This window comes from Caldovatus aquaticus (genome assembly GCF_019458025.1).
Classification (GTDB): domain Bacteria; phylum Pseudomonadota; class Alphaproteobacteria; order Acetobacterales; family Acetobacteraceae; genus Caldovatus; species Caldovatus aquaticus.
On record NZ_JAHZUY010000034.1, the window covers coordinates 1 to 21,679 of the forward strand.

The 21,679-nt window shown below is 76.1% G+C and carries 16 protein-coding genes; 14 read left to right on the forward strand and 2 right to left on the reverse strand.

Annotation, left to right across the window (positions count from 1 at the left end; genetic code table 11):
- Positions 1-6: 6 nt before the first annotated feature.
- Genes tagH through K1J50_RS12130 form a run of 6 tightly spaced genes read left to right on the forward strand, consistent with a single transcriptional unit; the run spans position 7 to position 8,530 of the window.
- Positions 7-711 carry a type VI secretion system-associated FHA domain protein TagH gene (gene tagH, locus K1J50_RS12105; protein ID WP_369413585.1) on the forward strand — a complete coding sequence of 235 codons (705 nt, stop codon included), beginning with the start codon at positions 7-9 and terminating at the stop codon, positions 709-711.
- An 18-nt stretch (positions 712-729) separates the two neighbouring features.
- Positions 730-2,067, forward strand: a complete 1,338-nt coding sequence (gene tssK / locus K1J50_RS12110) for a type VI secretion system baseplate subunit TssK (protein ID WP_220117975.1) — start codon at positions 730-732, stop codon at positions 2,065-2,067.
- A complete protein-coding gene (tssL, locus tag K1J50_RS12115; protein ID WP_220117976.1) occupies positions 2,064-3,542 on the forward strand; it encodes a type VI secretion system protein TssL, long form in 1,479 nt (492 codons plus the stop codon). Before tssK ends, tssL begins: the two co-directional genes overlap by 4 nt.
- Position 3,543: 1 nt before the next feature.
- The gene (tssM, locus tag K1J50_RS12120) at positions 3,544-6,993 is read left to right on the forward strand and encodes a type VI secretion system membrane subunit TssM (RefSeq protein WP_220117977.1); all 3,450 of its coding nucleotides are present in this window, start codon (positions 3,544-3,546) and stop codon (positions 6,991-6,993) included.
- On the forward strand, positions 6,972-7,616 hold the full coding sequence (gene tagF / locus K1J50_RS12125; protein WP_220117978.1) for a type VI secretion system-associated protein TagF: 645 nt from the start codon (positions 6,972-6,974) through the stop codon (positions 7,614-7,616). Before tssM ends, tagF begins: the two co-directional genes overlap by 22 nt.
- Complete coding sequence (locus K1J50_RS12130) at positions 7,613-8,530, forward strand: PP2C family protein-serine/threonine phosphatase (RefSeq protein ID WP_220117979.1); 918 nt, start codon at positions 7,613-7,615, stop codon at positions 8,528-8,530. Before tagF ends, K1J50_RS12130 begins: the two co-directional genes overlap by 4 nt.
- Before the next feature lie 107 nt (positions 8,531-8,637).
- Here the strand turns inward: K1J50_RS12130 and K1J50_RS12135 are convergent, their stop codons facing one another.
- Both K1J50_RS12135 and tssH read right to left on the reverse strand, forming a co-directional pair.
- The gene (locus K1J50_RS12135; protein WP_220117980.1) at positions 8,638-9,123 is read right to left on the reverse strand and encodes an Hcp family type VI secretion system effector; all 486 of its coding nucleotides are present in this window, start codon (positions 9,121-9,123) and stop codon (positions 8,638-8,640) included.
- A gap of 51 nt (positions 9,124-9,174) precedes the next feature.
- Positions 9,175-11,988 (reverse strand): type VI secretion system ATPase TssH, encoded by a 2,814-nt coding sequence (gene tssH / locus K1J50_RS12140; protein WP_408869372.1) that lies wholly within the window; start codon positions 11,986-11,988, stop codon positions 9,175-9,177.
- 80 nt (positions 11,989-12,068) lie between these two features.
- Between tssH and tssA the strand changes: the two genes are divergently transcribed.
- The 8 genes from tssA to tssG all read left to right on the forward strand — a co-directional run bounded on the left by tssA (position 12,069) and on the right by tssG (position 21,459).
- Positions 12,069-13,184 (forward strand): type VI secretion system protein TssA, encoded by a 1,116-nt coding sequence (gene tssA / locus K1J50_RS12145; protein WP_220117982.1) that lies wholly within the window; start codon positions 12,069-12,071, stop codon positions 13,182-13,184.
- Between the two features lie 125 nt (positions 13,185-13,309).
- Complete coding sequence (gene tssB, locus K1J50_RS12150; protein ID WP_220117983.1) at positions 13,310-13,822, forward strand: type VI secretion system contractile sheath small subunit; 513 nt, start codon at positions 13,310-13,312, stop codon at positions 13,820-13,822.
- Between the two features lie 4 nt (positions 13,823-13,826).
- Positions 13,827-15,326 (forward strand): type VI secretion system contractile sheath large subunit, encoded by a 1,500-nt coding sequence (gene tssC, locus K1J50_RS12155; protein WP_220117984.1) that lies wholly within the window; start codon positions 13,827-13,829, stop codon positions 15,324-15,326.
- 100 nt (positions 15,327-15,426) lie between these two features.
- On the forward strand, positions 15,427-16,965 hold the full coding sequence (gene tssC / locus K1J50_RS12160) for a type VI secretion system contractile sheath large subunit (protein ID WP_220117985.1): 1,539 nt from the start codon (positions 15,427-15,429) through the stop codon (positions 16,963-16,965).
- Positions 16,962-17,777, forward strand: a complete 816-nt coding sequence (locus K1J50_RS12165) for a type VI secretion system accessory protein TagJ (RefSeq protein ID WP_220117986.1) — start codon at positions 16,962-16,964, stop codon at positions 17,775-17,777. Before tssC (K1J50_RS12160) ends, K1J50_RS12165 begins: the two co-directional genes overlap by 4 nt.
- A gap of 52 nt (positions 17,778-17,829) precedes the next feature.
- Positions 17,830-18,342, forward strand: a complete 513-nt coding sequence (tssE, locus tag K1J50_RS12170) for a type VI secretion system baseplate subunit TssE (RefSeq protein WP_220117987.1) — start codon at positions 17,830-17,832, stop codon at positions 18,340-18,342.
- A gap of 16 nt (positions 18,343-18,358) precedes the next feature.
- Entirely contained in the window at positions 18,359-20,191 is a 1,833-nt protein-coding gene (tssF, locus tag K1J50_RS12175) for a type VI secretion system baseplate subunit TssF (RefSeq protein ID WP_220117988.1), read from the forward strand.
- The gene (gene tssG, locus K1J50_RS12180) at positions 20,188-21,459 is read left to right on the forward strand and encodes a type VI secretion system baseplate subunit TssG (protein WP_220117989.1); all 1,272 of its coding nucleotides are present in this window, start codon (positions 20,188-20,190) and stop codon (positions 21,457-21,459) included. Before tssF ends, tssG begins: the two co-directional genes overlap by 4 nt.
- Positions 21,460-21,679: the final 220 nt, after the last annotated feature.

The following is a 21,679-nucleotide window of genomic DNA, read 5'->3' on the forward strand; positions in this document are numbered from 1 at the left end:
CCCCCCGTGCCGGCCGCGGCCGCCGCGGCTCCTGCGGCCGCGCCGCCGGTCGCGCCGGTGGCGGGGGCGCCCGCGGCGGCGCCTGCGCCGGGTCCGATGGCCCCCGGTCCGGGCCGGGCGGCGGACCCGGCCGGCGGCCTCGCCGCCTTCCTCGCCGGGGCGGGGCTCGCCCCCGGTGCGCTCGCCGGGGCGGCCGCCGATCCCGAGGCCGCGCTGCGCGGCCTCGGCGCCGCCTTCCGCGCCCTCGTCGCCGGCCTGCGGGCGCTGCTGATCGCCCGCGCCGACGTCAAGCGCGAGTTCCGCATCGAGCAGACGGTGCTGCGCGCCGCCGGCAACAACCCGGTCAAGTTCGCCGCCACCGACGAGGCGGCGGTGCTCGCCCTCGTCGCCCAGGGGGCGCAGGGGATCGCGGCGGTGGAGGAGGCGGTCGCCGACCTCACCGCGCACCAGGTCGCCACCCTCGCGGCGACGCAGGCGGCGGCGCGCGCGCTGCTCGAGCGGCTCGCGCCGGCGGGCCTCGAGGCCGAGGTCAGGGGCGGCGGCAGCCTGTTCGGCGCGAGCCGCGAGAAGCTGCTGTGGGAGGCCTACAGGAAGCTCCACCGGCAGGTGGTCGAGCAGTTCGAGGACGATTTCGACAGCGCCTTCGGCAAGGCCTTCGCGCGCGCCTACGAGCAGGCGGCCCGGCGGGACTCCGGCGGCGGCGCAGCCTAGCCGGCGCGGAGGGAGGGCATGGTCTGGCACGACAAGGTGGTCTGGCAGGAGGGGATGTTCCTGCGGACCCAGCACTTCCAGCAGCAGGACCGCCACTTCGAGCACCGGCTGCAGGCGCGCGTCGCGCCGCTGCGCCCCCACCCCTGGGGGCTCGTCGAGCTTTCCCTCGACCGCGACCTGCTGGCGGCGGGCAAGTTCGCCGTCGCCTCCTGCAGCGGCGTGTTCGAGGACGGCACCCCCTTCGCCGTCCCCGGCACCGCCGACCAGCCGACGCCCATTGATCTGCCCGAGGGCGCGCGCAACCAGGTGGTCTATCTCGCCCTGCCGGTGCACCAGCCCGGCAGCCCGGAGGTCGCCTTCGGCGACGGCCCGGAGGCCGCCGCCGCGCGCTACGGCCTCAAGCGCTTCGAGGCGTTCGACACCCACTCCGACTCCACCCTGCCGGCGGAGCTCCTGGTCGCCCGGCCGCGCCTGCGCTTCCTGCTCGAGAGCGAGGAGCGCGCCGGCTTCACCTGCATCGGCCTCGCCCGCGTGGTCGAGGTGCACGCCGACCGGCGCGTCGCGGTGGACGAGCGCTTCATCCCGCCCTGCCTGCGCGTCTCGGCCTCGCCGGTGCTGACCAACTTCCTCGCCGAGCTGGTCGGCATGATCAACCAGCGCGCCACGGCGCTCGCCGGGCGGCTGAGCCAGCCGGGCAGCCGCGGCGTCGCCGACGTCGCGCAGTTCCTGATGCTGCAGGCGCTGAACCGCTGGCAGCCGCTGCTCGCCCACTTCGCCGACGGCGCCAACCTGCACCCGGAGGCGCTCTACGCCGCGCTCTGCCAGCTCGCCGGCGAGCTCGCCACCTTCACCGACCCGAACCGCCGCGCCTCGACCTACCCGGGCTACCGGCACGACGACCTGCAGCGCAGCTTCGCCCCGGTGATCGCCGACCTGCGCCGGGCGCTGGCGACCGACCTCGACGCCAACGCGGTGCCGATCCCGCTGCAGGAGCGCCGCCACGGCCTCCGCGTCGGCCCGATCGTGGACCGCAGCCTGCTGCGCACGGCGAGCTTCGTGCTCGCGGTGCAGGCCGACATGCCGACCGAGCAGCTCCGCCGCGCCTTCCCGAACCAGGTCAAGATCGGCGCGCTCGAGCACATCCGCGACCTGGTGATGACGCAGCTGCCCGGCATCGCGGTTCGGCCCCTGCCCGTCGCCCCGCGGCAGATCCCGTTCCACGCCGGGGCGGTCTATTTCGAGCTTGACCGCGGGTCGCCGCACTGGGCGCAGATGCAGAACACCGGCGCCTTCGCGATCCACGTGCAGGAAGGCTTCCCGAACCTCCGCATGGAACTGTGGGCGATCCGCGGATGAGCGACAACCCCTTCGCCGAGCCCGAGGATTCCGACCGCACGGTGGTGCGTGGCCCCGGCGGCCCGCGCCCGGTGCCGCCGCGGCCCGCACCGGGCGGGAGCACGGGCGCGCCGCCGGCGGGCAGCGGCGGGCTGCCCTTCGCGGCCGCCGCCCCGGACGGCTTCGGCGCGCCGCCGGAACGCCCGGCGGGGCCCGCGCGCCCGGGGGCGGGCGCACGCGCGGCGGAGGCGGCGCCGCGCCTCGCCGGCGAGGCGGAGGCGCTCCCCAGGGTCGGTCCCTCGCCGCTCGCCGCCTGCGCCGCGCCGCTGCTCGACCTGCTGGGGCGGCGCCCCCCCCCCCGCGCCGCCGCCACCCCCCAACCCCCGGCGCGGCACGCGCGCTGCCGGCGCGGGCTCGGCCAGTTCGAGGCCGATGCGCGCGAGGCCGGCGTGCCCGCCGAGCAGATCCGCGCCGCCCACTACGCGCTCTGCGCCGCGCTCGACGACGTCGTGCTCGCCACCCCCTGGGGGGCGCAGAGCGGCTGGGGCGCGCGCACCCTGGTCGCGAGCTTCCACAAGGAGGTGCGCTCCGGCGACCGCTTCTTCGACCTGCTCGCGGGCATGCAGAAGGACCCGGGGCGCTACCTCCAGGCGCTCGAGGTCGCCTATCTCTGCCTCGCCCTCGGCTTCCAGGGGCGCTACCGGCTCGCGCCGCGCGGCGCCGCCGAGCTCGACCGCCACCGCGAGGGGCTCTACCAGCTTCTCGCCCAGATGCGCGGCCCCTGGGAGCGGGAGCTGTCGCCGCGCTGGAAGGGCGTGGACGCGCCGCACCGCCCGGCGCGACGCGGCGTGCCGGCCTGGGTCGGGCTGGCGGCGGCCGCCTGCGTGCTCGGCCTCGGCTGGGTGGGGCTGTCGGAGCGGCTGAACGCCGCCTCCGACGACCTCTTCGCCCGCGTCGTCGCGCTGCCGCCCGCCGCCCTGCCGGAGATCGTGCGCGCCGCGCCGCCGCAGCCGCCCGCGCCGCCGCCGCCGCCCCCCGCGCCGCCGCGCCCCACCGCGCTCGACAAGCTGCGCCAGTTCCTGGCGCCGGAGATCGCGCAGGGGCTGGTCACCGTCAGCGGCGACGCGCAGCGCGTCCTGGTGCGCATCCGCAACCGCGGCATGTTCGCCTCCGGCTCGGCGACGGTGGACGAGCGCTTCGTCGGCCTGCTCGAGCGCATCGGCCAGGCCCTGCAGGACGAGCCCGGGCGGGTGCGGGTGATCGGGCATTCCGACAACCAGCCGATCCGCTCGGCGCGCTTCCCCTCCAACTACCACCTCTCCGCGGCGCGCGCCGAGGCGGCGAAGGCGATCATCGTGCGCGCCGAGGGCCAGGACCCGGCGCGCTTCGCCGCCGAGGGCCGCGGCGAGGCCGAGCCGATCGCCTCCAACGCCACTCCCGAGGGGCGCGAGGAGAACCGGCGCATCGAGGTGCTGCTGCTGCGGGGGGTGTTCTGAGATGGGCCCGCTGCTCTCCACCCTCGGCAGCGTCGCCGCGCTCGCGGGGCTCGGCGGCATCCTGCTGCTCCTGCCGCTGATCTGGATCTTCGCGCCGCTGGTGCCGGTCGGCGGCTCCTACCCCTTCGAATCGCCGCTCTGGCGCGCGGTGCTGTGCGCCGTCCCGGTCCTGCTCTACCTCGCCGTCGTCCTCGTCGCCGCGCAGCGGCGGCGGCGGCGCGACGCCGCCCTGGTCGAGGCCGCCGCCGCCCCCGACCCCGCCGCCGAGCGCGCCGCGGAGGAGGAGGCGGAGATCCGCGAGCGCCTGCAGGCCGCGCTCGCCAGCCTGCGCAGGGCCACCGGGGGCAAGGGCCATCTCTACGAGCTGCCCTGGTACGTGCTGATCGGCCCGCCGGGCAGCGGCAAGACCACGGCGCTGGCGAATTCGGGCCTCGAATTCCCGCTCGCCGAGGGCGCGAAGCTCCAGGGCGTGGGCGGGACGCGGTTCTGCGAGTGGTGGCTCTCCGACCGCGCCGTGCTGATCGACACCGCCGGGCGCTACACGACGCAGGATTCGGACGCCGCCGCCGACAAGGCGGGCTGGGAGCGGTTCCTGCTGCTGCTGCGCCGGAACCGCCCGCGCCTGCCGCTCAACGGCGTGATCGTCTGCTTCGGCGTGGACCTGATCGGCCGCCTCGGGCCGGCCGAGCGCGAGGCGCATGCGCAGAGCGTCCGCCGCCGCATCAAGGAGCTGGAGACGACGCTCGCCCAGCGCCTGCCGGTCTATCTCGTGATCAGCAAGGCCGACCTGCTGCCGGGCTTCGTCGAGTTCTTCGACGACCTCGACCGCGAGGCGCGCGCCCAGGTCTGGGGCATGACCTTCCCGCTGCAGGCGGGGCCGGAGGGACCGGCGGCGAAGTTCGGCGCCGAGTTCAAGGCGCTGCTGCAGCGCCTCGAGGACCGGCTGTTCGAGCGCCTGCAGGCCGAGCGCGGCCCGGAGCAGCGCGCGCGCATCGCCGGCTTCCCGGCGCAGTTCGCCTCGCTCGAGGAGCCGCTCGCGGCCTTCCTCGGCGCCGCCTTCGGCGGCACGCGGCTCGACCCCGCGCCCTTCCTGCGCGGCGTCTACTTCACCTCGGGCACGCAGGAGGGGACGCCGCTCGACCGCCTCTCGGGGGCGCTGTCGCGCGCCTTCGGGCTCGACCCGCGCCGGCCGGCGGCGGTGATGGGGCAGAAGGGGCGCAGCTACTTCCTCGGCCGGCTGCTCAAGGAGGTGGTGTTCAACGAGGCGCGCCTCGCCGCGCGCGACCGCGCCGTGGAGCGGGGCCGGCGCATCGCCGCCGTCGCGGTCTGGGTCGGCTCGCTGCTGCTGGTGGGGGGTGGCGCGCTCTGGGGCTGGACCGCGTGGCAGGCCGAGCAGCGCCGCGCCGGCGCGATGGCCGCCGCGGTCGCCAAGGCCGAGGAGGCGGCGCGGACGCTGCCGCTCGCCCGCGTCGAGGACCCCGAGCCGACGCGGGTGGTGCCTTACCTGGAGGCCACCCGCGCCCTGCCGCCGGCGGCGCGGTCGGAGGCGGAGAGCTGGCTCGGCCTGTCGCAGGCCGACAAGCTCGCCGCCGCCGGCGAGGCGGCCTATCGCCGCGCGCTCGACCGCGCCCTCCTGCCGCGGCTGCTGGCGCGGCTCGAGACCCAGATCCGCGGCGCCTTCCAGCGGCCCGACTACCTCTACGAGGCGGTGCGGGTCTACCTCATGCTCGGCCGCGAGGGGCCGCTGGACGGGCCGCTGGTGCGCGAGTGGTTCCGCGACGACTGGGCGCGCAGCCATCCCGGCGCCACCAACCAGCCGCTGCGCGAGGCGCTGGCGCGGCATCTCGACGCGCTGCTCGAGACCGACTTCGAGAAGTATCCGCTCGACGGCGCGCTGGTGGACCAGGCGCGGCGCGTGTTCTCGCGCCTGCCGCTCGCCGGGCGGATCTACTCGCGCCTCCGCCCGCTGGCACAGAACGCGGAGAACGCGCCGGGCTGGAAGCCCGCGGATGCGATCGGCGCCGCCGGGGCGCGCTACTTCGTGCGCGCCTCCGGCCGCCCGCTCACCGAGGTGGCGGTGCCCGGGCTCTACACGGTGGAGGGCCTGCATCGCGTCGTCCTGCCCAACCTGCCGCGCGCCGTGCGCGAGGCGGCGGCCGAGAGCTGGGTGCTCGGGCCGGAGGCGCGCGCCGCCGGCGCCGAGGACCCGGCGCGGCTCGAGGCCGCGGTGCTCGCGCTCTACGCCGAGGACTACGCCCGCGCCTGGCAGGCGGCGCTGGACGACCTCCAGATCCCGCAGTTCCGCACGCTGCAGGAGGCGGCGGAGGGGCTCAACCTGCTCGGCGCGCCGAACTCGCCGATCCGCGACGTGATGCGCGCGATCGCGCGCCAGCTTTCGGTCGGCACCTCGCCCGACCCGGCGCCGCAGCAGGACCCGGCGCAGCAGCGCGTGCAGGCGGCGACCGGGGCGCCGCGGCCCTCCTCGGCCGAGCCGGTGGCGCGCATCGTCGAGGCGCGCTTCCAGGCGCTGCGCGAGGCGGCGGGCCAGCCGACCGACGAGGCGCTGCGGATCGTCAACGACCTGTTCGTGCGCGTGGCGCAGCTCGTCAGCGCGCCGCCGGGCACGGTGCTGCCGCCGCCGGCGGGGCTCGATCCCGGCCAGCGGCTGATGGCGGAGGCGGCGCGCCAGCCGGAGCCGCTCGCGCGCTGGCTGCGCAACCTCGCCGTCTCCACCGCGGCGCAGCGCGGCGGCGGGGCGCGGGCGGCGATCGCGGCCGCCGGCAAGCCGGTGATGGACGCCTGCCGCGACATGCTCGCGCGCTTCCCGTTCCGCCTCGACGGGCCGGACCCGCCGGTGGACGACTTCGCCCGCCTGTTCGGGCCGGGCGGCCAGCTCGACCAGTTCTTCACCCAGCACATCCGCCCCTACGTGGACACGACCCAGAACCCCTGGCGCCCCATCGCGCCGGAGGGGATGCCGCCCGTCGTCAGCGCCGCCGATGCGCTGAACTTCCAGCGCGCGGCGCGCATCCGGGACGCCTTCTGGCCCGGGGTGGGCAGCGGCGGCCTGCGCTTCGAGGTGGTGCCGCGCGGCTTCGACCCGGGCGCGCGCGGCATGGTCCTCGAGGTCGAGGGCACGCGCACCGAGGTCACGCGCGACGGCCCGTTCCGCCCGATCGCGCTGGGCTGGCCCGCGCGCGGCGGCCTGACGCTCACCTTCGAGCCGCCGGCCCCGGGCGGGGCGATCGCCTATGACGGCGGCTGGTCGGCGCTGCGCCTGGTGCTGCGCCCGCAGAGCCGGCTCACCGCGACGCGGCAGCCGGACCGCCTCAACCTCACCGTCGCGCAGGGCGAGCGGACGGCGGAGTTCGAGCTGCGCACCGGCAGCGCGGTCCATCCCTTCGGCCTGGGCGAGCTCCGGGAGTTCCGATGCCCGACGCTGCCGCCCTGACCGCGCTCGGCCTCTACGGCAAGCTGCCGGCGCACGGGGACTTCGTGCGCCGGGCGCTGCCGCGGAGCTTCGTCGCCCCCTGGGATGCGTGGCTGCAGGCCGGGATCGCGGCGGCGCGGGCGGCGCTCGGCGCGGCGTGGGAGGAGGCCTGGCGCGACGGCCCCGTCTGGCGCTTCGCCTTGCCGGCCGGGGCCTGCGGGCCCGAAGCGGTCGCCGGCGTGCTGGCGCCGAGCGCGGATGCGGTCGGCCGCCGTTTCCCCCTCACCCTGGCGGCCGTCTTCGCCGCGGCCGAGGCGGCGGCGCGGGCGGAGGAGGCGTGGTTCGACGCGCTCGAGCGCCTCGCCGAGGCCGGCCGCGCCGGCGACGCCGATGCCGATGCCCTGGCGGCGGCGCTGCCCTCGCCGGCCGGCGCCGGGGAGCAGCCGGTGCGCGATGCGGTGATGGCGCTGCTCGACGGCGCCGACGACGCGGCGGGGGGCGAGGGCGCCGCGCCGGCCCTTCCCGGGCGCCCGGCGGCCGGACTGTGGACGCGCGGCGGGGCGCGCCTGCCGGCGATGGTGTGGGAGACCGCCACGCTGCCCGCGCCGGAGGAATTCGCGATGCTGCTGGAGGGGCCGTCATGAGCGGGTCCGGGGACCCGGCGCGCGCGCCGGGGAACGTCGCCCCCGCGGCGGATGACGAGGCGACGCTGAACGTCGCCCCCTCCGCGTCGGCGGCGCCGGCCGATGCGGCCGAACCGGCGCCGCCGCGGACGGAGCCGGAGCGCCGCACCGGCACGGCGCCCCCGGCCGCCGCGGGCCCCGGCGGGCTGGTTTCCGCCGCGGTGACGCATCCGGGGGCGGTGCGCAGCCGCAACGAGGACAGCTTCGTGGACCGGCCCGACCTCGGCCTGTGGGCGGTGGCGGACGGCGCCGGCGGGCATGGCGCCGGCGACTACGCCGCGAACGCCGTCCGCGAGGCGCTCGACTCGATCCCGCCCGGGCTCTCGGCGGCCGAGATGCTGGCGCAGCTCCGGCTGCGCCTCGCCGCGGTGAACGCCGCGCTGCGGGAGGAGGCGGCGCGCCGCGGCCCCGGGCGGGTGATCGCCAGCACGGTGGTCGCGCTGCTCGCCCGCGGCGACCATTTCGCCTGCCTCTGGGCCGGGGATTCGCGCGCCTATCTGCTGCGCGGCGGCGTGTTGCAGCGGCTGAGCCGGGACCACAGCCTGGTGCAGGAGCTGATCGACCAGGGGGCGATCGGCGAGGCCGAGGCGGAGGACCACCCGCAGGGCAACGTCATCACCCGCGCGGTCGGCGCCGCCCCGACGCTGGAGCTCGACAAGGTGACCGGCCGCGTGGTCCCGGGCGACCGCTTCCTGCTGTGCAGCGACGGCCTGATCCGGGTGGTGCGGGAGGCGGAGATCGCCGAGGCACTGGCGGCCGCCGGCGACGCGGCGGAGGCCCTGGTGCGGCTCGCCGTGGAGCGCGGCGCTCGCGACAACGTCACGGTGATCGCGCTTGCCCGTCCCGGCGGCGGTCCCGCGGCGGGCGGGGCGTGAGGAGAACGGGCCCCGGGACGCGACAGGCGCGCCCCGGAGGCGCGCCTGTGCCGGAAAGGCGAGGATGAGAGCCCGCAGGGGGCCGCGGGACGCCGGCGCCGGGCGGTTCAGATGACCTTGGCGAGGCCGATGTCGTAGCCGACGCGCGGCGTCTCCGCCCCGGCGTTGTCCTTGTCCATCTCGACGAAGGAGTACACGACCTTGGTGAAGTTGATGGAGATGCTCTCCATCGGCCGGTCGCCGCCCGAGCTCACGGAATAGCCGCTGACCATCGCGCCCTCGAGCTCGTACTTCGCATAGACCTCGAGCTTGTCCTTGTCGGTCTTGCAGAAGTCGATCTCGACCTTCTGGCCCTCGCCGTGCAGGGCCTCGTCCAGCCACTTGAAGGACGACTTGTCCATCGGCTTGGTGATGACGATCTCGGAGACGCTCGGCGCCGAGGCCTCGCGGTCGTGGGCGCCGCCGGTCGGCGAGGAGATGCCGCGGCCCACGCCCCACTGGAAGCTGTTGATCTCGACCCAGCCGTCGCTGCCCTTGTGGCCCTCGGCGGTCACGTCGCCCTTGATGTCGCCGTACTTGATGTAGATCGGCATGCTCCTGCTCCTCGTTCCCAACCCCCGGCGGGCGCGGCCCCGTGCCGGTCCCTAGCCGATATCATACCGGAACGCGCCCCCCTCGGCCACGCCGATGCGCACGCGCCCGATCTCCTGCCCCTCCGCCAGCCGCGCCAGGATGCCGGCGGAGAGCTCCGGCAGCACGGTGCGGTTCAGGATGGCCTCGATGTTGCGCGCGCCGGATTCCACCTCGCGGCAGCGGGCGACGATGCCCGCCGCCACCCCGTCCTCGACCTCGAGGTCCACGCCGTAGGTCTCGCGCACGCGGCGGCGGATGCGGTTGAGCTGCAGCCCGACGATCTGGCGCAGGATCTCGTCCGGCAGCGGGTAGTACACGACCACGGTGCAGCGGCCGAGGAAGGCCGGCTTGAACACCTTGAGCAGGTCCGGGCGCAGCGCCTCGGCGAGTTCCGCCGGCCCCGGCGCGGTCTCGGGGTCGGCGCAGAGCCTGGCGATGGTCTCGGTGCCGGCGTTCGAGGTCATGATGATGACGGTGTTGCGGAAGTCGATGTCCCGCCCCTCGCCGTCCTTCATCTGGCCCTTGTCGAACACCTGGTAGAACACGTCCTGCACGCCGGGATGGGCCTTCTCCATCTCGTCGAGCAGGATCACGCTGTAGGGGCGGCGGCGCACCGCCTCGGTCAGCACCCCGCCTTCGCCGTAGCCGACATAGCCGGGAGGCGAGCCCATCAGCAGCGAGACCTTGTGCTCCTCCTTGAACTCGCTCATGTTGATGACGGTGAGATTCTGCTCGCCGCCGTAGAGCAGGTCGGCGAGCGCGAGCGCGGTCTCGGTCTTGCCGACGCCGGAGGTGCCGGCCATCAGGAACACGCCGATCGGCTTGCGCGGATCGGTGAGGCCGGCGCGGGCGGTGCGGATCGCCTGCGCGATCGCCTCGAGCGCGTGGTCCTGGCCGACCACGCGCTCCTGCAGCCGCTCCTTGAGGGTGAGGATGGTGCGGATCTCGTCGCCGACCATCCGCCCGACCGGGATGCCGGTCCAGGTCGCCACCACCTCGGCGATCGCCTGGCCGTCCACCACGGGATGCACCAGCGGCTCCTCGCCCTGCAGCGCGCGCAGGGCGGCGCTGGCCTCGGCGAGCTCCCGGCGCAGCGCGTCCGGGTCCTCGCCGTCTGCGGCCGCGGCGGCGCCCGGCGCTGCGGCGCCCGCCGGCACCGAGGCGGGAGCGCCGGCCGGCGCGGCGATCGCCGCCTCCAGCCGCTGGCGCAGCGCGCGGATGCGCCCGACCAGCGCCTGCTCCTCCTGCCAGCGCGCCTCGAGGCCGGCGAGCTCGCCCTGCAGCCGGTCGCGCTCCTCGACCAGGGCGGCGCGGCGCGCGGTGTGGTCGGCGCCGGCGGCGGCCTCGCGCTCGATCGCGGCGAGCTCGGTGGCGATCAGCTCGAGCCGGCGCCTGCGGTCCTCGATCGGCGCCGGGACCGCGGCCTGGCTCATGGCGACGCGCGCGCAGGCGGTGTCGAGCAGCGACACCGCCTTGTCGGGAAGCTGGCGCGCCGGGATGTAGCGGGCGGACAGGCGCACCGCCTCCTCCACCGCCTCGTCGAGGATGCGCACGCCGTGGTGCCTCTCGAGCGTGCCGACGAGGCCGCGCAGCATGGCGCAGGCGAGGGGCGGGGCGGGCTCCTCCACCTTCACCACCTGGAAGCGGCGGGTCAGCGCGGCGTCCTTCTCGAAGTACTTCTTGTACTCGGCCCAGGTGGTGGCGGCGAGGCAGCGCAGCTCGCCGCGCGCGAGCGCCGGCTTGAGCAGGTTCGCCGCGTCGTTCTGCCCCTGCTGGCCGCCGGCGCCGATCAGGGTGTGCGCCTCGTCGATGAACATGACGACCGGCTGGGGCGAGGCCTTCACGGCGTCGATCACGCCCTTGAGGCGGTTCTCGAACTCGCCCTTCACCCCGGCGCCGGCCTGCAGCAGGCCGAGGTCGAGCGAGAGCAGCTTCACCTTCCTCAGCGCGTCGGGCACGTCGCCCGCGGCGATGCGCAGCGCCAGGCCCTCGGCCACCGCGGTCTTGCCGACGCCGGGCTCGCCGGTGAGGATCGGGTTGTTCTGCCGGCGCCGGGTGAGGATGTCGATCACCTGGCGGATCTCGGAGTCGCGACCGAGGATCGGGTCTATCCTGCCGGCGCGCGCCTGGGCGGTGAGGTCGGTGCAGAACTGCTCGAGCGGCCCGCCGCCGCGCGGCGCCTCGCCGCTCCCCGGCGCGCCGGTCGGCACTCCGGCGGCGGCGTCGGCCGCGGCGGCGGCCGCCTCGGCCGCCTCCTCGCTGCCCTCGGCGAAGGCGGCGAGGCTGCGCCGGATCGCCTCGGCCGGCAGGGCGGCGAGGCTCGGCGAGGAGTCCCGCGCCGCGCGCGCCAGCGCCTCGTCCGCGAGCAGCGCCACCAGCAGGTGGCCCGACCGCACCCGGCCCGCGCCGCCCTCGAGCGAGGCGATCAGCCACGCCTCCTTGAGCAGGACCACGAGGTCGGGCGAGAGGGAGGGGGCGCGCGCATTGCCGGTGCGCAGGCGGTCGAGGGCGCGGGTCAGCTCGGCGGCGACGCGGCCGGCGTCCGTGCCCTGCTTGCGGAGGATCGCGGCGACGTCGCTGCCCGGCGCCTCGACCAGCTTGAGCAGCAGGTGCTCGATCTCGACGTTGTAGTGGCTGCGCGACAGGGTGAGGCCGGCGGCCGCCTCCAGCTGGCGGCGGCAGGTCGGATTGAGGCGGGCGACCAGGGATTTCAGGTCAATCGCCACCATGGTCCGCGTGTCCTCCCCCCCGGCGGCGGACCGGGCCGCCGCGTGCGGCTGAGGACGGTAAGCGCGCACCGCGGCCGCTGTCCAGCGCGGCGGCATGGCCGTTGTGTCGCGCGTGTTTCGCCCGCATGTTGTACGTGTTTCGTCCCGGTTTCGCGGGGCGCCGCAGGGGGAGGGCGATGGCCGAGGACGTGCTGGATCTGGAGGCGCTGCTCGCGCCGCTCGGCGGCGAGGGCGGCGCGGGCGAGGACCTGCGAAACGACTTCTCTCCGGCCTCGCCCTATCAGAAGCTGCGCGACGCGCGCGCCGAGGCGCGCGCCGAGGAGCGGCAGCAGGACGCCGAGGGCGGGACGGATGCGCCGGTGCCGCTGGCCTGGCGCGAGGTCAGGCGCATCGGGCTCGCCTGCCTCGCCGAGAAGAGCAAGGACTTCGAGATCGCCGCCTGGACGGTGGAGGCGCTGGTGCGCCTCGACGGCCTGCCCGGCCTCGCCGCCGGGGCGCGGCTGCTCGCCGGCCTGCTCGAGCGGTACTGGGAGGCCGGCTATCCGCGCCCGGACGAGGAGGGGCTCGAGGTACGCGCCGCCCCGATCGGCGGTCTGGCCGGCGAGGGCGCCGACGGGACGCTGATGCAGCCGCTGCGCCGCCTGCCGCTGTTCCGCCGCGCCGACGGCTCCCCGGTCGGGCTGCACCTCTACCGCCAGGCCGAGGAGACCGACGCGCTGGCCGACGCCAAGCGCAAGAAGGCGCGGATCGACGCCGGCATGCCGGAGTTCGCCACGCTGCAGGCGGAGGCGAAGCTCGACGCGGCGCATCTGCGCGCGGTCGGCCTCGCCGCCCGCGCCGCGGGCGAGGCCTGGGCGGCGATGGATGCGGCGCTCGCCGCGCGCTTCGGCGCCGAGGCGCCGGCCACGCGCCGGGTCGCCGAGGCGCTGGCGCAGATGGTCGAGATCGCCGAGCGCCTCCTCGGCCCCTTGCCGCGCGAGGCCCCCGCGGCCGGGGCGGACGGCGGCGAGGCGGCGGCCGAGGCCGCCCCCGCCGTGGAGGCCGCCCCGGCGGCCGCCGGCGGCGGGCCGCGGCCGCCGCGCACGCGCGAGGACGCGATCCGCCAGCTCGAGGAGCTGGCCGAGTGGTTCCGCCGGACGGAGCCGCACTCGCCGCTCGCCTTCACCCTGGAGGACGCGGTCCGCCGCGCCCGCATGCCGCTGCCCGAGCTGCTGGCCGAGGTGCTGCCGGACGCCAAGGCGCGCGCCGCGATGCTCACCATGCTCGGCATCCGTCCCCCGCCCGGCGAATAGGGGGGGCGCGCGCGCCGAGCGCCCCCGCGCGGGGGCGCAACTGTCGCGTTGACCCCGCTTCCGCCGCGCCTTTATGCTTCCCGTCCGTCGCAGCGTGACAGGCGTTTCGGTCCGGGGAGGATGTGATGGCCAGCGTGCATGACAAGCTCGCGCGCGTGCGGAAGCCACGGGTGCACATCACCTACGAGGTCGAAACCGAAGGGGCGACGGTGCAGCGCGAGCTGCCCTTCGTCGTCGGGGTGATGGGCGACTTCGCCGGCGACCCGGCCGAGCCGCTGCGGCCGCTGGCCGAGCGCAAGTTCGTCCAGATCGACCGCGACAACTTCAACGACGTGATGGCGCGCATTGCCCCGGGCCTCAACATCCGGGTCAAGAACACGCTCGCCGACGACGGCTCGGAGATGGCGGTCCAGCTCAAGTTCCGTTCGATCGAGGACTTCGAGCCGGGCCGGGTGGCGGAGCAGATCCCCGCGCTCAAGGCGCTCCTCGAGACGCGCGCCAAGCTGCGCGACCTGATGAGCAAGGCCGACCGCTCGGAGGAGCTCGAGAACCTGCTCGAGCAGGTGCTGCAGGACAAGGAGAAGCTGGCCAGGCTTTCGAGCGAACTCGGCCTCGACGCACCGAAGCAGGAGGGCTGAGCCGATGAGCGGGACGCAGACCGAGGCGGCCGGCGCCGCCGGCGCGGTCACCACCGAGGCGGCGGGCCTCGGCCTGCTCGAGCAGGTGATCGGCGCGACCAAGCAGACGGAGCGCGACCGCGCGCAGGAGCTGATCCGGGCGCTGACGGAGGAGGCGCTGAAGGGCACCGTCACCTTCAGCCGCAACCTCGCCATGACCTTCGAGCGCGCGATCGCCGCGCTCGACCGCAAGATCTCCGAGCAGCTCAACGAGGTGATGCACCATCCGCGCTTCCTGCAGCTCGAGGGCTCCTGGCGCGGGCTGCACTACCTGGTGATGAACTCGGAGACCGGCACCTCGCTGAAGCTGCGGATGCTGCAGATCTCGAAGCGCGAGCTCTCGCGCGACCTGCAGCGCGCCACCGAATTCGACCAGTCGCAGATCTTCAAGAAGATCTACGAGAACGAGTTCGGCACCCCGGGCGGCGAGCCCTACGGCGCGCTGATCGGCGACTACGAGTGGACCCACCACCCGGACGACGTCGAGACGCTGCGCCTGATGTCGAACGTCGCCGCGGCCGCCTTTGCGCCCTTCATCTCCAGCGTCGGTCCCGGCATGTTCGGCTTCCAGGACTGGCGCGAGCTGTCCAAGCCGCGGGATCTCGCCAAGATCTTCGACACCGCCGAATACGCCAAGTGGCGGAGCTACCGCGACACCGAGGACAGCCGCTTCGTCACCCTGGTGATGCCGCGGGCGCTGGCGCGCCTGCCCTACGGCTCCGCCACCAAGCCGATCGAGGAGTTCGGCTACGAGGAGGCGCCCTTCGACGCCGCCGGCAACCCGAAGGCGATGGAGCACCACCACTACTGCTGGATGAACGCCGCCTACGTAATGGGCGTGCGCCTCACCGACGCCTTCGCCCAGCACGGCTTCTGCGTCGCCATCCGCGGCGCCGAGGGCGGCGGCAAGGTGGAGAACCTGCCGACCCACGTCTTCACCTCCGACGACGGCGACGCCGACGCCAAGTGCCCGACCGAGATCGGCATCACCGACCGGCGCGAATTCGAGCTCTCCAACCTCGGCTTCCTGCCGCTCTGCCACTACAAGAACACCGACTACGCCGTGTTCTTCGGCGCCCAGTCCACGCAGAAGCCGAAGAAGTACGACCGGCCGGAGGCGACGGCCAACGCCGCCATCTCCGCCCGCTTGCCCTACCTGATGGCGACCAGCCGCTTCGCGCACTTCCTCAAGGTGATGGCGCGCGACAAGATCGGCTCCTTCATGGAGGCGTCGGACTGCGAGGCTTGGCTGAACCGCTGGATCAAGAACTACGTCAACTCCAACCCGAACGCGGGCCAGGAGATGAAGGCGAAGTTCCCGCTGCGCGAGGCGCGGGTCGAGGTGAGGGAGATCCCGGGCAAGCCCGGCTCCTACAACGCGGTGGCCTACCTGCGGCCGTGGCTGCAGATGGAGGAGCTCACCACCTCGATGCGCATGGTCGCGCGCATCCCGCAGAAGGCCTGAGCGCGTCCGCCGCCCGTCCGCGCGGGACGGCGAGGGGAGGGAGGACCGGCGGCTCCGGGGCGGGAAGGTCCCGCCCCACGGAACGGGAAGGGATGGCGGCATGAGCGGGGGATTGCGGGCGACCGTCCTCTCCGGCCGCTTCCTGGGCCGCGAGGGCGAGGGCGCGGCCGGCGCGAAGGAGCTCGCCGACTTCCTCGGCGAGCCCTCGGCCGCCATGGCGCTGCGCCGCTGGTACGGCGATGCGGCGCTCGGCCGCATCCTGGCGCACGACGGCACCGCCGCGGGCCGCGCCGCGGCGCTGGCGCGGCTCGAGGAGACGGTGGACCGCGACATCGCCGCGCTCGACCGCCTGATCTCCGCCCAGCTCGACGCGGTGCTGCACCACGACCGGCTGCGCCGGCTCGAGGGCTCCTGGCGCGGGCTGCACTGGCTCGCCGAGCGCGTGCCCTTCGGCGCGCGGGTCAAGCTGCGCCTGCTTCCCGCGCGCTGGAGCGAGATCTGCCGCGACCTCGACCGCGCGGTGGAGTTCGACCAGTCCATCCTGTTCCGCAAGATCTACGAGGAGGAGTTCGGCACCCCGGGCGGCGAGCCCTACGGCATGCTCTGCGCCGACTACGAGGTGCGCCACGCCCCGGCGCCGGGGTACCCGACCGACGACGTCGCCGCGCTCGACGCCCTGGCCGGGATCGCCGCCGCCGCCTTCGCCCCGCTCGCCATCGCCGCCGCCCCGCCGCTGCTCGGCCTCGACCATTGGGCCGAGGCCGGGCCGGCGGCGGATCTCGCGGACGCGCTGCGCATGCCCGACCGCCAGCGCTGGCGCCGGCTGCAGGAGCGCGAGGACACCCGTTTCCTCGCTGTGCTGCTGCCGCGCTTCCTCGCGCGCGCGCCCTGGCCGTGCGACGGCGCGCGGCCGGACGGCTTCTGCTACCGCGAATACGCGCCCGCCGTCGCCGCCCGGGTCTGGACCAGCCCGGTCTATGCGCTCGCCGCCGTCGCGGTGCGCGCCTTCGCGCGCCACGGCTGGCCGGCCGAGATCCGCGGCGCGGCGATCGCCGAGGAGGCCGAGGGCGGCGTGGTGGACGGGATCGCGGAGGAGCGCTTCCCCTCCGACCCGCCGGGCCGGACCGCGCGCCCGCCGGTCGAGCTCGCCCTCACCGACGAGCAGGAGCGGCTGGCGATCGAGGCCGGCCTGCTGCCCTTCATCGGGCTCGAGGGCCTGCCCGAGGGGACGTTCGCCGCCGCCCCCTCGCTGCACCGCCCCCCGCGCATGGCCGGCGAGGCGGCGGACGCCAACCAGCGGCTCTCGGCCCAGTTCAACGCGATGCTCTGCGTCAGCCGCTTCGCCCACTGCATCAAGCTGATGGGACGCGACATGGTGGGCGCCTTCCGCACCGCCGAGGAGATCCAGAACCGCCTGCAGCGGTGGCTCGCCGGGTTCACCAACTCCTCGGGCAGCGCCGCGGGCGAGCTCGGCGCGCGCTACCCGCTGCGCGCCGCCCGGGTCGAGGTGCGGGAGAAGCCCGGCAGGCCCGGCGTCTTCGCCTGCATCATCCAGCTCCAGCCGCACTACCAGTTGGACGAGGTGGGCGCGGCCTTCCGCCTCGTCACCGACCTCCAGGCCGCGAGGGCTGCCGCATGAGCGCGATCCGATCTGCCTTCGAGGCCGGCGACCTCCAGGGGGCAGTCGCCGCCGCCACCGCCGCCGTCAAGGCCGCCCCGCGCGACTTCGGCGCGCGCTGGGTGCTCGCCGAGATGCTGCTCTTCGCGGGCGAGCTCGAGCGCGCCGACCGCGCGCTCGATGCCATCATCCTCGAGGAGCCGTCCCCGGCGGTGCTGGAATTCCGCCGCCTGCTGCGCGCCGCCGAGCACCGCCGGCGGGTGTTCGGCAGGGAGGGCGCGGCGCCGAAGCTGCAGGGCGAGGAGGCGACCCCGGCGCAGACCGCCTGCCTGCGCGCCCTCGTCGAGCTGCGCGCCGGCAACGCCGCCGCCGCCGCCGCCGCGGCGGCCGAAGCGGAAGCCGCCCGCCCGCGCGTCGCCGGCACCCACGCGCCGCCGCGCGCCACCGCCGCGTCCGTCGCCTTCGACGACCTGCGCGACGCCGATGACCTGTTCTCGCCCTTCCTCGAGGTGCTGACGGTCGCCGGCGACTACCTGTGGGTGCCGATCGAGCGCATCCGCTCGCTCGCCTTCGAGACGCCGAGGCGGCCGCGCGACCTGTGCTGGCGCCGCGCCACCATCGAGATGAAGGACGGACAGGAAGGGGTGGTCTTCGTCCCCGCGATCTACCCGTGGGGCGACCCTGCGGGCATGCCGGACGCGCTCCGGCTCGGCCGCACGACCGACTGGCCCGATGCGGGCGAGGGGCCGGTGCGCGGCCTGGGCCAGCGCCTGTTCCTCGCCGGCGAGGAGGCGTTGCCGGTCAACGAGATCGGCACGCTGCATTTCGCATGACCCCGCGCCGGCACGATCGCCGCCGGCGGGTCCCGGCCCGCGCGGGCGCGCCATGAGCGACGGCAGGAGCGGGCAGCCGCGCGTCCGCCTGCCGCTGCTCGACCGGCTGCTCGACGCCGATCCGGACGCGCCGCGCGATCCGCCGCTGACGGCGGGCTACGCGCTCGACCTGCTGCGCGCGGCGGTGCGCCGCGACCTCGAGGCGCTGCTCAACGCGCGCCGCCGCCGGCTGCCGACGCCGCCCGGCCTGACCGAGCTTCCCGCCTCGCCGCTCGGCTACGGCGTGCCGGACCCGACGGCGGGCAGCTTCACCCAGGAGGAGCGGCGCGCCGCCCTCGCGCGCGAGATCGAGGTCGCGATCCGCCGCTTCGAGCCGCGCCTCGCCCACGTCTCGGTGCAGCTCCGCAAGCTCGACCGCGAGCTGCTCGACCGCTCGCTCCGCATCCGCATCGACGCCGTGCTGCGCACCGACCCGGTGCCGGAGCAGGTGACCTTCGAGACCGTCGTGCGCCCGACCACCCTCGACGTGACGGTGCGCGAGGGCCCGGGCCCCGGCGGCGGCTGAGGAGGAGGCCCGCACCGTGTCCGAGGCGCTGCTCTCCTACTACAACGCCGAGCTCGCGGCGCTGCGCAAGCTCGCCGGCGAATTCGCCGAGACCTATCCGAAGGTCGCCGGCCGCCTCCGCCTGACGCGGGAGCAGGTGGACGATCCGCTGGTCGAGCGGCTGCTCGAGGGGGTCGCCTTCCTCGCCGCGCGGGTGCATCACCGGCTCGACGACGAGCTGCCGGAGCTCTCCGACGCGCTGCTCGAGATGCTCTCGCCGCACCTGCTCGCGCCGGTGCCGTCCATGACCACCGTCCGCCTGGCGGCGGCGCCCGGCAACCCGGCGGTGCTGCGCGTCCCGCGCGGCCTCGCGCTGGAAACGGAGCCGGTGCGCGGCGAGCCGGTGCGCTTCCGCACCTGCCACGACGTCACGCTCTGGCCGCTCGTGATCGAGCAGGCGCGCCTGACCGGCCTGCCGCTGGTCGCCCCGCCCAATCCGCGCGCGCAGGGAGCGGCCGCCTGCCTGCGGCTCGTCCTGCGCAGCGCCGTGCCGGAGCTGCCGCTGGCGAAATACGCGCCCGACCGCCTCCGCCTGCACCTCCGCGGCGGCGGCACCGCGGCGGCGCTGCACGAGCTGCTCTGCACGGCGACGCTCTCGGTCGCGCTGGCCGACGGCCCCGCCGACCCGCGGCCGACGATCCTGCCGGCGGAAGCGCTCTCCGCCGCCGGGTTCGAGGCGGAGGAGGCGGCGCTGCCCTGGCCGCGCCGCGCCTTCTCCGGCCACCGGCTGCTGACCGAGTATTTCGCCTTCCCGGAGAAGTTCCTCTACCTCGACCTCGACGGGCTGCGCGCGCGCACCGCACGGCAGGAGAGCGACCGGCTCGAGGTCTTCGTCTATCTCTCGCGCGCGGCCGGCGAGCTCGAGCGGATCGTCACGGCGGAGAACTTCGCCCTCGGCTGCACGCCGGCGATCAACCTCTTCCCGCAGCGCTGCGAGCCGATCGCGATGGACGGGACGCAGTCGGAGTGGCTCGTCCTGCCCGACGCGCGCCGGCCGAGCGCGCTCGAGATCTACGCGATCGAGCGGGTGCGCGAGAGCCGCCCCGACGGCTCGCGGCGCGAGGTGCTGCCCTTCCACCGCCTCGGCCGCGGCGAGGGCGCGGGGGAGGCGGGCGCCGAGGCCGCGGAGGTGCACTACATCGCGCGCCGCAGCGCCGCGGCCGCGCCGCTCACCGGCACCCAGACCACGCTCCTGCTGCGCGACGCCGCCTTCGACCCGGCCCGGCCGGCGGATGCGGTGCTGACGGTCGAGGCGCTGTGCTGCAACCGCGACCTGCCCGCCATGCTGCCCTTCGGCGGCGGGCAGCCGCGGCTGCGCGTGGCCGAGGGCGGTTCGCCGGTGGCGCAGGCGGAGTGCCTCTCGCCGGCGACGCCGACGCTCCGCCCCGCCCTGCGGGAGCGTTCCGCCTGGCGGCTGATCTCGCATCTCGCGCTCAACCACCTCTCGGTCACCGGCGGCGAGCAGGGGGCGCAGGCGCTGCGCGAGATCCTGCGCCTGCACGACCTGCGCGACAGCGCCGAGAGCCGCGCCGCGCTCTCCGCCCTGCTCGCGGTGGACGCGGCGCCGGGGATCGCGCGGCTGCCGGGCGGGCGGCCGGGCGCCTTCGCGCGCGGGCTCGAGGTGACGCTGACCTTCGACCCGCAGGCCTGGCAGGCCGGCGGACTCTACCTGCTGGCCGCGGTGCTGGAGCGGTTCCTGGCGCTGCAGGTGACGGTGAACGCCTTCGTGCGCACGGGGGTGGCGCTGCGCGGCCGCTCCGGCCTCGCGGTGCGCTTCCCGCCGCGCAGCGGCACGCGGACGCTGCTGTGAGCGACGAGACGATCATCGTCCGGCGCGTGCCGCCGCAGGGCGCCTCCGCCGCGCCGCCGGAGGGAGACGCGGCCGGTCCGCCGCCCGGCGGAACCGCACCCGCCCCCGGGCCGGAGCCGGCCCGGACCGGGGAGGCCGCGCCGGACGCCGCAGCCGCCGCGCCGCCCCCCGCCGCGCCGCAGGCGGACGCAGGCGGGGCCGGCGCCGCGCTGCTCGCCGCGGCCCTCGAGGCGACCGCGGCGGCGGCCGCGCCGCCGCCCCCGCCTCCCATACCGGACGAGCCGGGCGACCCGCCGCCCTCGCCGGTGCTGCGCCCCCTCGCGCCGCAGGAGCGCCTGGCGCGCGAGCCGACGCGCTTCGCGCTCGACCAGGCCGCGGACATCGCCGCGCGCGTCGCCCACGGCGCGGACGGCGCCGACCCGCTGGCGCTGCGCTTCAGGAGCTGGCCGCGCCTCGGCCTGGCCGCGGGGGAGGTGGTGCAGGCGCGGCCCGAGTCCGGCGAGCTGACGGTCGCCGCCTTCGGCCTGATCGGCCCCGGCGGCGTCCTGCCGCGCCACGTGACTGCGACGGTCGCGGCCGAGCTGCGCAAGCGTTCGCACGCGCTGCACGCCTTCCTCGACCTGAACGCGCGCCGGCTCCTCGGCCTCTACGTCAAGGCCGGCGCCAAGTACCGCCCGACCCGCAACCCCGAGCCGGCGGAGAAGGTGCTGGCCGCGGCGATCGGCATGGGCACGCCGGGCCTCGCCGGACGGATCGCCCCGCCGCTGCCGACGCTGCTGTTCCACGCCGGCAACCTCGCCGCGCGCACGCGTTCCGCGGAGCGGCTGCGGGCGATGCTGGAGGAGGAGACCGGCGGGCGGGTGGAGATCGAGGAGTTCGCCGGCGGCTGGGTGCGCCTGCCCGAGACGGAGCAGACCCGGCTCGGCGGCGGGCGGACCGGCCGGCACGCGGCCCTCGGGCGCGGCGCGGCGGCGGGCTCGCAGGTCTGGGATCCGCAGGCGCGCTTCATCATCCGCATCGGCCCGCTGCGCCGCGCCGAGTTCGAGGCGCTGCTGCCCGGCACGCCGCGCCACCGCGTCCTGGTGGATCTGGCGCGCCTGTTCGTCGGGCTCGATACCGGATTCGCGCTCAACCTGGTGCTGGCGAAGGAGGAGATCCCGCCGCTCGCGCTCGGCGGCGCGGAGGCGCGGCTCGGCCAGAGTTCCTGGCTCTGCGGCGCCGCGCCGCGTGCGCGCGACGGGACCGAGCCGATGTTCGAGGCGCGCTAGCCCGGCCGCGGACGCCGGGAAAGGGGCGGGAGCGTGGGTCCGCCCGGCGCACGGCGGGCAGCAACGGCCGCTGCGAACGCGGCCGGGCGGAGGCGGCATCCGCCCCGATCGCGCAGGGGCGCGGGCATGGATCGGGCGCGCGGATGGTACGGCGGGGTGCGTCACCCGTCCCCACCGCGGCCCGCCCGCCGCCAGGGCCGTTTCCCGCCGCCCACGATCG

Coding starts and splice junctions, on each gene's coding strand:
- tssK (WP_220117975.1), top strand. CDS start 730: ATGGTCTGGCACGACAAGGTGGTCTGGCAGGAGGGGATGTTCCTGCGG.
- tssL (WP_220117976.1), top strand. CDS start 2,064: ATGAGCGACAACCCCTTCGCCGAGCCCGAGGATTCCGACCGCACGGTG.
- tssM (WP_220117977.1), top strand. CDS start 3,544: ATGGGCCCGCTGCTCTCCACCCTCGGCAGCGTCGCCGCGCTCGCGGGG.
- tagF (WP_220117978.1), top strand. CDS start 6,972: ATGCCCGACGCTGCCGCCCTGACCGCGCTCGGCCTCTACGGCAAGCTG.
- K1J50_RS12130 (WP_220117979.1), top strand. CDS start 7,613: ATGAGCGGGTCCGGGGACCCGGCGCGCGCGCCGGGGAACGTCGCCCCC.
- K1J50_RS12135 (WP_220117980.1), bottom strand. CDS start 9,123: ATGCCGATCTACATCAAGTACGGCGACATCAAGGGCGACGTGACCGCC.
- tssH (WP_408869372.1), bottom strand. CDS start 11,988: ATGCCGCCGCGCTGGACAGCGGCCGCGGTGCGCGCTTACCGTCCTCAG.
- tssA (WP_220117982.1), top strand. CDS start 12,069: ATGGCCGAGGACGTGCTGGATCTGGAGGCGCTGCTCGCGCCGCTCGGC.
- tssB (WP_220117983.1), top strand. CDS start 13,310: ATGGCCAGCGTGCATGACAAGCTCGCGCGCGTGCGGAAGCCACGGGTG.
- tssC (WP_220117984.1), top strand. CDS start 13,827: ATGAGCGGGACGCAGACCGAGGCGGCCGGCGCCGCCGGCGCGGTCACC.
- tssC (WP_220117985.1), top strand. CDS start 15,427: ATGAGCGGGGGATTGCGGGCGACCGTCCTCTCCGGCCGCTTCCTGGGC.
- K1J50_RS12165 (WP_220117986.1), top strand. CDS start 16,962: ATGAGCGCGATCCGATCTGCCTTCGAGGCCGGCGACCTCCAGGGGGCA.
- tssE (WP_220117987.1), top strand. CDS start 17,830: ATGAGCGACGGCAGGAGCGGGCAGCCGCGCGTCCGCCTGCCGCTGCTC.